Annotated in this window: 13 protein-coding genes; 2 read left to right on the top strand and 11 right to left on the bottom strand. The window is 31.1% G+C overall.

The window, feature by feature from the left end; all coding sequences use genetic code 11:
• The first annotated feature begins 45 nt into the window (after window positions 1–45).
• Window positions 46–1,164 (top strand): HD-GYP domain-containing protein, encoded by a 1,119-nt coding sequence (locus LL038_RS19910; RefSeq protein WP_216124401.1) that lies wholly within the window; start codon window positions 46–48, stop codon window positions 1,162–1,164.
• A gap of 152 nt (window positions 1,165–1,316) precedes the next feature.
• Here the strand turns inward: LL038_RS19910 and LL038_RS19905 are convergent, their stop codons facing one another.
• From LL038_RS19905 to proC, 7 genes are all read right to left on the bottom strand, one after another.
• Complete coding sequence (locus tag LL038_RS19905; protein ID WP_216124408.1) at window positions 1,317–1,589, bottom strand: hypothetical protein; 273 nt, start codon at window positions 1,587–1,589, stop codon at window positions 1,317–1,319.
• 286 nt (window positions 1,590–1,875) lie between these two features.
• Entirely contained in the window at window positions 1,876–2,571 is a 696-nt protein-coding gene (locus tag LL038_RS19900) for a response regulator transcription factor (protein WP_216124410.1), read from the bottom strand.
• Complete coding sequence (locus tag LL038_RS19895; protein ID WP_216124412.1) at window positions 2,568–4,019, bottom strand: sensor histidine kinase; 1,452 nt, start codon at window positions 4,017–4,019, stop codon at window positions 2,568–2,570. The genes LL038_RS19900 and LL038_RS19895 overlap by 4 nt, the downstream gene beginning before the upstream one ends.
• A 19-nt stretch (window positions 4,020–4,038) precedes the next feature.
• Window positions 4,039–4,791 carry an ABC transporter permease gene (locus LL038_RS19890; RefSeq protein ID WP_216124413.1) on the bottom strand — a complete coding sequence of 251 codons (753 nt, stop codon included), beginning with the start codon at window positions 4,789–4,791 and terminating at the stop codon, window positions 4,039–4,041.
• Window positions 4,778–5,503, bottom strand: a complete 726-nt coding sequence (locus tag LL038_RS19885; protein ID WP_216124415.1) for an ABC transporter ATP-binding protein — start codon at window positions 5,501–5,503, stop codon at window positions 4,778–4,780. Before LL038_RS19885 ends, LL038_RS19890 begins: the two co-directional genes overlap by 14 nt.
• A 152-nt stretch (window positions 5,504–5,655) precedes the next feature.
• A complete protein-coding gene (locus LL038_RS19880; protein WP_216124417.1) occupies window positions 5,656–6,894 on the bottom strand; it encodes a hypothetical protein in 1,239 nt (412 codons plus the stop codon).
• Window positions 6,895–7,019: 125 nt separating this feature from the next.
• Entirely contained in the window at window positions 7,020–7,829 is an 810-nt protein-coding gene (gene proC / locus LL038_RS19875) for a pyrroline-5-carboxylate reductase (RefSeq protein ID WP_216124419.1), read from the bottom strand.
• Window positions 7,830–8,017: 188 nt separating this feature from the next.
• Between proC and LL038_RS19870 the strand changes: the two genes are divergently transcribed.
• Window positions 8,018–8,164 carry a small, acid-soluble spore protein, alpha/beta type gene (locus tag LL038_RS19870; protein ID WP_071614740.1) on the top strand — a complete coding sequence of 49 codons (147 nt, stop codon included), beginning with the start codon at window positions 8,018–8,020 and terminating at the stop codon, window positions 8,162–8,164.
• Between the two features lie 131 nt (window positions 8,165–8,295).
• Here the strand turns inward: LL038_RS19870 and LL038_RS19865 are convergent, their stop codons facing one another.
• From LL038_RS19865 to LL038_RS19850, 4 genes are all read right to left on the bottom strand, one after another.
• Window positions 8,296–9,177 (bottom strand): DegV family protein, encoded by an 882-nt coding sequence (locus LL038_RS19865; protein WP_216124420.1) that lies wholly within the window; start codon window positions 9,175–9,177, stop codon window positions 8,296–8,298.
• Between the two features lie 124 nt (window positions 9,178–9,301).
• Window positions 9,302–10,252: an acetyl-CoA carboxylase carboxyltransferase subunit alpha gene (locus LL038_RS19860; RefSeq protein ID WP_216124427.1), complete on the bottom strand. Its 951-nt coding sequence runs from the start codon at window positions 10,250–10,252 to the stop codon at window positions 9,302–9,304.
• 43 nt (window positions 10,253–10,295) lie between these two features.
• Complete coding sequence (gene accD / locus LL038_RS19855) at window positions 10,296–11,156, bottom strand: acetyl-CoA carboxylase, carboxyltransferase subunit beta (RefSeq protein ID WP_216124429.1); 861 nt, start codon at window positions 11,154–11,156, stop codon at window positions 10,296–10,298.
• 113 nt (window positions 11,157–11,269) lie between these two features.
• On the bottom strand, window positions 11,270–12,616 hold the full coding sequence (locus LL038_RS19850) for an acetyl-CoA carboxylase biotin carboxylase subunit (protein WP_216124431.1): 1,347 nt from the start codon (window positions 12,614–12,616) through the stop codon (window positions 11,270–11,272).
• Between the last annotated feature and the right edge of the window lie 28 nt (window positions 12,617–12,644).

Raw genomic sequence — 12,644 nt, 5'->3', positions numbered from 1 at the left:
TAATTAAAGTGACTTAATTTTTAATATTTAGGATGTGATATAATTATGAGACTTTTACCAATTGAATTTGCAAAATCAGGAGATTTTTTGGCTAAAACTATATTTGATAATGATGGAAGAATTCTATTAAGAGAAGGTGTTGCATTAACTGATTTTTACTTGGCAAGGATAAAACGTTTACAGATTTACTCTATATACATTAGTGATGAATACAACGAAGCTGAAATTGAAGATGTAATAAAACCTGAGTTACGCCAACATGCTATTAAAGCTATCAAAGATGCTTTTTATAGCTTTGAGAAATATAGTTTATATTCTACTAATACTAACCTTGATGAAAAAAAAGTTTCAAAAGAAAAACGAGTCTATTTTGAATCTATAGGAAGTATTGCTAAGGAAATAATTGACGAGATAATAAGTAAAAAAAATGTAATGATTAACCTCGTAGATATTAAAAGTATGGATAATTACACCTACCAGCACAGTGTAAACGTAGCCGTACTTTCTCTAGTATTAGGTGTTCAATTACAATTAAATCAGAATGAGCTTTATACTTTATGTATAGGAGCATTGCTACATGATATAGGCAAAACTCTTATTCCAAAACAAATAATTTTAAAACCTGGTCCCTTAACTGATCAAGAATATAAAACTGTAAAGGAACATACCACAAAAGGTTATGATTTTCTAAAAGGGTGTTTGGAAATACCTGCTCCCGCTAGAATTGTTGCTCTTCAACATCATGAAAAAATAAATGGGCGCGGATACCCAGATAACATAAAAAACAAATCAATTAATAAATTTGCTAGAATTGTTGCTATTGCAGATGTGTATGATGCGCTTACATCAGACAGGCCCTATAGCAAGGCCATGTGCCCTAATGATGCTGTAGAATATATTTTTTCTCATGGTGATACTCAGTTTGATTATGAAATGGTTAAAGTATTTTCTAAGGCAGTTGTTCCTTATCCACCTGGAACCCTAGTCAAATTAAGCACTGGTGATATTGGTGTAGTTATGGCTGTATTTCCTAACTTTGCCTTAAGACCACAAGTTAAAATTATAAAAAAAGGAATGAATTCTAAGTCTAATGAAGTTGGCACAACTGTTTCTCTTGTTTCACAATTAGATATCGTAATTAGAAATATTGAGTTTGCCGTCTAATAATGTTATATACTTTAATAATTAAATCCTCTCCTTGGTCGCTGCAACAGCTTCGAAGAAGATACATCGACGACTTCGGAATGAGAGTTACCACTTTGTAGTTCTCTCGAGTAGATAACAATTCTCAATTGTTATCCTCCCACTGAAGTTTTCTATATATTATTTATTATATATTCCTTTTTAAGATACTGGTATTTATTAGAACTCGCATTAACTACTAAATTATTGTTAGCTATTTCTGCAGCTTCTTCTATATTCTTAGCCTTAAACATTATTGTTCCACCATTTCTATTATACATACCCCCACATATTAAATATTTAGAAGAATGATTAATCTTATCAGCACTTGAAGCATAAGTTATTGCTAAACTGTCATTACCCTCTCTTGAACAATTTATTTTAACTAATAAATCCTTTGTTTCCATTTGTTTTACCCCCAGTCCAATAATCTACTTTAGAAATATAGTTTAGGTACAAATTAAAGCTATCATAAGATGAAATAATTATATATTTATAAATACTTTAAAAGTATTTTGTCTTATTATGTTATGTATATATTGTAACGAACATTTGTTCGTTAGTCAATAACTTTTACTCTCATAATAAATATATATGTTTTTCTTACAATTTTTATTACATGCAAACTTAATACATATAATTTTAAACACTTAAAATATTAATGATAATAAAAAATACAGGCTTAGGGTATGTTTATACCCTAAGCCTGTACCCAGTTCCCCAAACAGTTTCAATGTATTGAGGCTGAGATGTACATTTATCGATTTTTTCCCTTACTCTTCCAATATGTACTGTTACAGTCGCAGTATCTGATAAAGCATCGTATCCCCATATTTTTTCAAATAATTCAACTTTACTAAATACCCTATTAGGATTTTCAGCTAGATAGAGTAATAAATCAAACTCTTTTTGAGCTAAGTTTATTTCAATACCATCTACAAATACCTGCCTACAATCCTTTCTTATTTCTAGTCCCCTTATTATAATAGTGCTACTTTTCACGACGGAGTTAAATTTATTCTTTATTCGCTCGTAATTTCGAATATGTGATTTAACTCTAGCAACTAGTTCACTTGGGTTAAATGGCTTTGTAATATAGTCATCAGCACCAAGACTGAGCCCCTTTATTTTGTCAATATCATCTTTTTTTGCAGATACCATTAAAATTGGAATTTCCTTATCCTCTTGCATACTTCGCAAAATAGTAAATCCATCAATTTTAGGAAGCATAACATCAAGAATTAACAAATCAAATTCCTTTGTTTTCAGGGCATTTAATCCCTCTACCCCATCATTGCATATTTTAACCTCAAACCCTTCAATCTCTAAATAGTCTTTTTGAAGCCTAGCAATACTTATATCATCTTCTACTATTAAAATTTTTTTCATAATACTCCTTTATTTGATATTTTTCCAAATGACATTAAAATACTTGTACCTTCGTTTTCATGACTCACAGCCCAAATTGTGCCGCCGTGTCCCTCTACAATTTGTTTTGCAATTGCAAGTCCTAGTCCACTTCCATTCGCTTCACTTCTCGCCGCATCTGCTCTGTAAAATCTATCAAAAATTTTATTTACATCATTCTCATCAATACCGGAACCATTATCCCTTATTTCAATTATAATGCTAGAATTAGTTTCTCTAAGAATAATTGTAATTTTACCTTGCTCTTTATCCATATATTTACGAGAATTATCAATAATATTTAATATCACTCTCATTAATCTTTCTCTATCAATTTTAACGTATTTTAAACCATCCAAATTATTTTTCAAACAAATTTCTATGTTCGACTTTTCAAGCTCTGGTGCACTTTCATGAATACAGTATTTAAAATAATCCATAATATCTGTGTTTTCAAAATTAAAAGGTAATTGACTGAGATCCAACTTCGAATATAAAAGCAAATCATTAATCATAATATCCATCTGCGTAGCCTTTGAATAAATGGTCTTTAAATATCGATCTGCCTTTTCAGGAGTATTAGCAACTCCATCCAAAATGCCATTAACATACCCTTTTATTGATGTTATAGGTGTTTTAAGATCATGGGATATACTAGAAACGAGCATTGTCCTGTTCTCGTCATACTTCTTTTTGAGGCGGATAGAATCTTTAAGTTGTATTCTCATCTTTTCAAAATCAGCACATAACTTCTTAATTTCTTGATCTCCGACTTCAATAATTTCTAGACTTAAGTCCCCCTTACTAATTTCTCCTACAGCTATACTTAAAAGTGATAAGGGCTTTATTATTCTTTTAGACAGTAGATAGGACATATATATGTTGAGTGCTATAAATGATATAAGAAATATTGCAACTATAAATATAATAAACTCTTCTAGAATGCTTGAATACCTAAAGACTGGAGCGAGTAATATGACATTCCCTCTGTTACCATCACTAAACCTAATTGGAGCTACTTCTACCATGTAAGATGTAGCCTCAATTTCTACTAATTTTTTTTCAAATTTAGTATTAGCTTCTACTAAACATTTCTCTATGTCAATTTTGTTTACATCCTTTGAAGTGAAAATAATAGTATTACTTTTAAGTATTATGATTTCTCCATTTATGGTCGATAACTTTTGATGTAAATATTGTTGATATTTTATATTCTCTATATTGTAAGAACTTTGATTACGTACAATATTACTGGTATCTGCTAATTGAGTCTTTATGAATATGAACTTTTTAAAATTATCATAACTTACGTCCTTTTTAAAAATGGTTGAAGATATAAAAATAAATAAGACCGCAGCTACAATTGTAATTACAAAAGGAACTATCACAGTTACAGTGTTAGAAAAAATCAATCGTTTTTTTATATTCATTTTTCACCTCAAAATGTCTTTAAAATTCTTTTTTGTCAAATATATAATACCCTGCTGTAAAAAATATTATACCATAACTAACCATCATCATAAATTGAAGAAAGATTTTTAAAAATGGTATGGTATCCATAGTGAATAGCGTATACCAGTTCATCATTGATGTAATGAATATACCCGAATATCTGTAAAGTATAATACCTAATCCTTTAAACATAACAAAAACAAAAATAGACAGAAAAAACACTCCTATCCCACTTTTAATTATATTTGCAAAAAATGCAATGATTATTGATAATATCACCATAGGAACCAGCGTTACAATATATGAAACTATAATTTTAATAACACTACTAAATGTAGCTGAATTTGAATTAAAAAGACAACCAGCAATTATTGAAAAAATCATTATAAATAAAAGATTCGCTATGATAAATAACATAATTGCAATTAACTTTGATGCATAAAATTTGAACCGTGAAATGGGCCTTGTTAATGCAATTTTCATAGTGTTTTGTGAAAACTCCCCTGAAAAACTCTCGATAGTAACAAGCGCTGTAAATAAAGGCAATATTGTATTCACAACTACTGAGAGAACAAGTATAGGAAATTCCATGCTAGAAACTCCGCGTAGTCCAAAACCAGATCTTAAAACCACCATAGATAACTGTCCAACAATAATTACAATAATTGATATAATTACTGCAACTATAATTTTTTTTCTTTTATATAACTTCTCAATTTCATTTATCAAAGCAGCTTTAAATTCTACCATTTCGCTCTACCTCACTAACAAAATAATTTTCAAGTGTTGAATAATTATTTAATATATTCTTCATAGTATCAACATTAAGCATTCTACCATTGTATAACACACCAATATGTGTGCAAGTAAGTTCAACATCGTGAATAAGATGACTTGATATAAAAAATGTTGTATTTTCCTTTGCTGCAAGGTCTTTCACTATATTTCTCATAGCAATCATTCCCTCGACATCAAGTCCATTTAAAGGTTCATCTAATATAATTACCTCTGGCCTTGCTAAAATGGCTGCTGCAATTCCTAGTCTTTGTTTCATTCCAAGCGAGAATTTTCTAGGTTTCTCGTTTTTGTATTTAAGAATACCTGTTAACTCTAAAACTTCATCAATTCTCTGATCGTCAACGTCTTTATAATATCTTGAGACTTGCCTTAGATTCTCATAAGCTGTTAAATAGGAGTAGGTTTCAGCTGTTTCTATAATGCACCCGACTTTTTTCATTACTTGTTCGTAATCCTCTAGTATACTATGTCCTAAGATTTTTACATCCCCACTGTCTGGCCTTATAAGTCCAGTCATTATTTTCATAGCAGTAGTTTTCCCAGCACCATTAGGTCCTAGAAATCCGAAAATTTCCCCTCTATGTATATCAAGATTTATATCCGTTATACCCCTTCCATTTTTATATACCTTGGAAAGGTTTTTAATCTCAATTACTTTCTCCATTTATTTCCCCCCAAATACACTTTTTCAAATCTTTTGGTTATATTTATATTGTTTAATAACGATTATATAATTAAAAAATAAATATGTGGGGACTCTACCATAAGAATATTTAAATTTAGAGTCCCCACATATAATTACAATGATTATACTTATTATTTAAATACTTTACTGTAATTACCATTAGAAGAAATCACGTTTTCATTACTATTTTCATTTGCGTTAAAGTATATTGTTGCTGAACCTTGGTCAATAGATATACTCCCTGTGAAATTAGGTGCTTTAACACTCCCATTAAACTGGCCTTTTTCAAAGGTTGAACTAAACTTAAAGTCTTTTTTATCTACTGCATATTCCTCAAATCCTTTTGCATATTCCTCATAATATCTTCCACTGACACCTTTATTATCTAAAGCAGTTATGTCTACAAATCTTTCACCTATTTTTACGAATTTTGCATCTTTTTCTATTAAAATATCTGTTTTATATTTTCCTAAATATTTTTCAGGATTAGTTAATTTACTATGATCTTGTTCCACATTTTTTTCTACTTTCTTACCTGTTAAATCAGGTTTATTAGCCTTAGTCGTATTAACATCTGTCATCTTTGCTAGTAACTCAAAGGTTAACTTATGCTCTACGCCTTTTGCATCTTTACCAGAAATTAATCCAGTGCCAAGAACAGTTTGAATTAATCCATCTTTAGTTGTTACCATATTTCCTTTAACTTCTTTTACAAATACATCACTTACTATTTTAGGTATGCTACTCTCATTATTAGGGTTATTAGATCTACCACCAAATACACTCTTAGATTCAAGAGATACTACTGCATTAATAAGGGCTGGTATTTGTGCTTCACTTAAAGAGCCGGACAAAGTCTTACTTCCATCTGAATTTTGCGTAACTACAACCGCATCTTTTAAATTACCAACGACAGCATCTGCAATTTTCTCCATATCAGTTGCTCCCTCTTCTTTAAAAGGATTTTGTGAAATTGTAGTTTTATGAGGAGTAGTAAATGTAGTTGTATTATATATATTATTCGTGTTATTTTTATATATAGACTCATTTAAATCAGAGTAATTATACTCCTCTGTCTTTTTTAAACCATCAATTCCTTTTGTTACAGTTTCTTTAGCCCCCTTTGCTACATCAACTTTACTAAGAGAATCGTCAGAATAAACTACAGTACCATTGTCTTTTAGAATAATTGACATATCTGCTGTATAACTTGTTAGCTTAGTTGTAGCACTTTCTGCTGTATACTTAACAGAATCCTTTAATTGATCATATCCGCTTTTAGTTAATACTTGGGCCATTGCAGTAGTTGCAAACATTACACTACCTAGAGCAAAACTTACAATCATTGCTGTTTTCTTATTTAGCTTCATTTTATTTAATCTCCTCTTTGTTATAAATTTGCTTTTTAACATGAAAGTCTTTCATAATTCTATTTTAAAGTACATGTCTCTACTTTCTATAAACAAATTATAAACAAAGTATAAACTCTATTCATTTAATTTTTACCCATTTTTATTGCCTTCTCCGTGCAACTCTCCATAGCTGAAATTACAGTACCTCTAAAATTATTCTTTTCTAATGCGTATACTGCCTCTATAGTAGTTCCCCCCGGTGAACATACATCGTCTTTAAGTTTCCCTGGATGTTCACCAGTCTCAAGCACCATTTTAGCAGCCCCTAGCACTGCCTGTGCTGCCATTTTATAAGCTTTGCCTCTTGGCATTCCTTGAAGTACTGCACCATCACCTAGGGCTTCAATAAACATATACACATAAGCCGGAGATGATCCACTAACCGACGGAACCACGTCAATAAGTTTTTCCTCTAATATTTCTACCTTGCCAAAACTTTCAAATATTTTCAATACATCTTGTAACTCATCAGGAGTTATATTTGCATTTGAACAAAGTGCACTCATTCCCTCGCCTACAAGCGCTGGGGTATTGGGCATGGTTCTTATAACCTTTGCTTTCTCCCCTAATAAAGTGCTCATACGCTCTAACGTTATTCCTGCGGCTATGGTTACTATAACTACATCCTTCTTTAAGAAGGACTTTATATCCTCAATAACTTCAAAATATTTATAAGGTTTTACAGCAAGTATTACTATATCGGAAACCCTTGCAACTTCCATGTTATCATTTGTTACTTTAATATTATGTTCTTCTTTTACCTTACTTAAATTCTTATCCGATGGATTACTTGCTATTATATTTTCGCTAGGGACTAAATTTGATTTAACTATTCCACTTATCATAGCCCTTGCCATATTCCCACAACCTATAAATCCTATTGTTTTATCCATATCAATAACTCCTCCAATGTAAATTTATTTAATAACAGTATTATATCATTAGAAGTAACATTTTAATTAATAACATTTTATAGCATAAGCATATAAAATTTGGTTATAATAATATTGAAATGTTTAATATTAAGAGTAATGGATTAATAATTATTATGTGCTCTTAAAAATATAAGGAGGCTATTTATATGTCACATAAAGACAACAAAAACAGTAAAGACAATAAAAAAGCTAGTCAGAAAACGAAAAAAGAGTTAGATAAAATGAGAATGGAAACTGCTAATGAAATAGGTGTTTCTAAAGAATCTAAAAAATTAGGGAAAGAAACAAAATAGTTTTTGAATATTCCTAAAGCAAAAGGAAGATGCCCTATGACATCTTCCTTTTACTATATTATAATGATCTTATATTAATATATGATGTGTTATTATAATTGCGATTTATTACTATTAAAATATCCAATCTTTTATCTTTCCTTTGCTATAAAAAATATTCCTAACATCTCTGGTCCTACATGTGACCCTACTGCCGTTCCAACATAATTTAAAATAACGTCCTTAACATTTCCGTTTTCTCTAAGTAATAATTCTAAAGCTAATGCATCTCCTAGGCAATCCCCATGACTTATTGCAATAACCTGTTTAATGCTTGGATCTGACTTTTCCTTAAACTTTTGTACTAAAGTACTTATTGCTTTTTTTCTTCCTCTACACTTAGAAAATGGTATAAGCCTTCCTTCGTTGTCCACAAATAAAACAGGTTTTATATTTAGTAATGTACCAACAGCTGCTGCAGAACTAGATATCCTTCCACCTCTTTTTAAATGGTTTAAATCATTAACCGTAAACCAATGATTAATCCTTAGTTTATTCTCCTCAAGCCATTTAACTATCTCTCCTGTAGATTTTCCACTCTTCAACATTTCATATGCATAATATGTTAAAAGTCCTTGTCCAAGGCTTGCACATTTACTATCTACTATTCTTATATCAGCATCTGGAAAATCTTCAAGTATAGTTTCTCTTGCTATATTTGCGCTATTAATGGTTCCAGTTAATGCAGAAGACAATGCAATATATATTATAGACTTTTTCAGTAAAACATACTTTTTAAATACATCTAAATATATTTGGCTATTAATTTGTGATGTAGTAGGCGTTTCTCCCTGCCTTAAAGCATCATAAAAATCTTTTCGGGTAAAATTCTCTCCAAAATCATCTTCTATTGCTTGCCCTTTAAAATTACAAATCAACCCTAATGGTACTATATTATCCTGTTTAATATATTCTAAAGGTAAATCGCATCCTGAATCTATTACTAGAATTATTTCACTATGTGTTTTCCTCATAACTTAAATCCCCTTTGCCATTCTTTAAATATTATTTTTACCTTTTATTCTATATATACACCTCTATACAAAAAAAGAAAAGCAAATATACTTTTCCTAGATTAATTGAAGTGAAAATTACTAATTATTCTACTACCTTACCAATCTTTCTAAACTTATAATATCTTTTGGTAAGAAGGGATTCTATCGATTCACGTTTTAATCTACCAATTGCTTCCTCCAAATTACGTTTAATACTAATTGACATCTCATCTACATTAGTATGTGCTCCGCCTAGAGGTTCTTTTATAATTCTATCTATTATTTCGTAATTTATCAAATCCTGAGCTGTTATTTTCATCGCATTAGCTGCTTCACTCGCAAGACTTGCATCTTTATATAATATACTAGCAAAACCTTCCGGTGATAAAATAGAGTAAATTGCATGCTCGAGCATCCAAACTTCATCCGCTACCGCCATTGCTAAAGCTCCACCACTTCCACCTTCACCAATGACTATTGAAATTATTGGTGTTTTTAAAGTTGACATATACATAAGATTTCTAGCTATTGCTTCACCTTGACCTCTTTCTTCTGCACCTAATCCACAATATGCTCCTGGAGTATCAACAAAACAAATAACAGGTCTTTTAAATTTTTCTGCCTGTTTCATAAGTCTTAAAGCTTTTCTATATCCTTCAGGATTTGGCATACCAAAATTTCTCTTTATATTTTCCTTTGTATTATTTCCCTTTTGCTGCGCTATAACAGTTACAGGTATACCATTAAACTCTGCGATTCCACCTACAATTGCAGCATCGTCTCCATAATATCTATCACCATGTAATTCAATAAATGAATCAAAAATTTTATTTATATAATCAAGAGCAGTCGGACGTTCCACTAGCCTTGCAATACTTACTTTATCCCAAGCAGTTAAATTTTTATAGGCTTCCTTTTGCATATTATAGAGCTTTATTTCCATCTGTCTTATCTCTTTATCTAAATCCATATTTTGATCTTTTGCTAAATTTTTTAGCTCATCTATTTTACTTTTAAGTTCATACATGTTCTTTTCAAAAGGTAAAGTTACCATAAAATTTCACTCCTTATGTATTACTTTTGTCTTTCTGTCGGTGCTATAAATGAAGTTTCAATATCTGCGCTAAAGTTTCCTTCATAACTTTTCTATCCACTATCTTGTCTATAAAACCCTTCTCAAGCAAAAATTCGGCCCTTTGGAATCCCTCAGGCAATTGCTGCTTTAATGTCTGCTCTATAACTCTTTTACCTGCGAACCCTATTAGTGCATTAGGTTCTGCGAGAATTATATCTCCAAGAGTTGCGAAACTTGCTGTAACTCCACCTGTGGTTGGATCTGTAAGAACAGTTATATAAAGATTACCGCTTTCATTATGTCTTGCAATAGCAGCACTAGTTTTAGCCATTTGCATTAGAGAAAATATACCCTCCTGCATCCTAGCTCCCCCTGAGGCTGTAAATATAATAATTGGTTTTTTACTCTCTGTTGCTTTTTCAATGACCCTCGTAATTTTCTCTCCAACTACAGATCCCATACTTCCCATCATAAAATTACTATCCATCACCGCAATTAGCGTATCTTGCCCGTTTATCTTTCCTTCTCCAGTTATTACTGCTTCATTTAATAAAGTTTTATCACGTATAGTTTGAAGTTTCTCCGTATATCCCTTAAAATCTATAGGGTTATCTGATATCATAAATTCATCGTATTCTTTAAAAGTACCTTTATCTATAGTATAATCTATTCTTTCACGACACCCGATTCTGAAATGGGTTTTACAATTATCACAGGTCATTATGCTACTCTCTAAATCCTTTTTATAAAGAATTTTACCACAGGTTTCGCATTTAACCCACATTCCTGAAGGGATATTAGGTTTTTTATCGCCATCTTCATTTTCTAAATTTTTAACCTCAATATATTTACTCTTTTTAAATATACGTTTAAACTCAAACATATAACTACCCCTTTCTAAAAATATACCCACTTCAATTTATAGCATATATAATAAATACTACTCTCATAGTATAAAACTTTTAAGTAATAAATTCCAGTATACATTCAGCTACTTTAAATATTTTTAAATTCTTTACCAATAAAACCAGTATCAAATTTACCTTTTATAAAATCTTTATTATTTACTATCTTAAATTGGAAGTCTATATTGGTATCGACTCCTTCTATTATAAATTCACCAAGTGCTCTTCTCATTTTACATATTGCTTCGTCTCTGTCTTTTCCATGAACAATAAGCTTTCCTATCATAGAATCATAAGTCGGTGGAATTTTATAACCTTGATATGCTGCGCTGTCTACTCTTACTCCATATCCACCAGGAATATGGAGTGATTTAATGACTCCTGGACAAGGCATAAAGTTTTTATTAGGATTTTCTGCATTTATTCTACATTCAATAGCATGACCAATAATTTTTATATCATCTTGTTTGTATGGAAGCACTTGACCTGCTGCAATTCTTATTTGGGCTTTAACCAAATCTATCCCAGTAATCATTTCTGTTATTGGGTGCTCCACTTGTATACGCGTATTCATTTCCATGAAATAGTATTTACCATATTTATCAAGCAAAAATTCTATAGTTCCCGCATTTTTATAATTAATAGATTTAGCTGCTTTAATTGCAACCTCACCCATTTGTTTCCTAAGTTCTTTTGTCATTCCAGCTCCGGGTGCCTCTTCTATTACCTTTTGATTACGTCTTTGAATAGAACAATCTCGTTCATTAAGATGAACCACATTTCCATGCTCATCTGCGAGTATTTGAAACTCTATGTGCCTTGGTTCTTCTATAAATTTTTCCATATACATTGTTCCATCACCAAAATTAGTTTCCGCCTCGGTTTTCGCAGTATTAAATGCAGTTATGAGATCTTCTACTTTGCTAACAACTCTTATACCTCTTCCCCCGCCTCCTGCTGAAGCCTTTATCATTACAGGGTATCCTATTTTCTCAGCTGATTCTAAAGCATCTGTTTCAGAAACAATTTCTCCATCTGATCCAGGAACAACAGGTACTCCGGCTTTTATCATAATTTCCCTTGCCTTTAACTTGTTGCCCATGTTATCAATATTTTGTGAATTAGGGCCTATATATTTTATATTACATTCCTCACACATTTGTGCGAACTTACTATTTTCAGATAAAAATCCATAGCCAGGATGGATCGCCTCTGCACCTGTAAGAACTGTAGCACTTAATATATTTTGCATATTTAGATAACTATCCTTAGATTTAGCAGGTCCAATACATATAGCCTCATCTGCCATTTGAGTATGAAGAGCTTCCTTATCAACCTCGGAATATACTGCCACAGTTTGGATACCCATTTCATTACATGCCCGAATTATTCTTACCGCTATCTCGCCTCTATTAGCAATTAATATCTTCTTAAACATATTGTTTACCTTCCCCATACTTAAATTT

It is taken from the genome of Clostridium estertheticum, from assembly GCF_026650985.1.
Classification (GTDB): Bacteria; Bacillota; Clostridia; order Clostridiales; family Clostridiaceae; genus Clostridium_AD; species Clostridium_AD estertheticum_C.
This window is presented reverse-complemented; position numbering and strand designations above follow the sequence as displayed.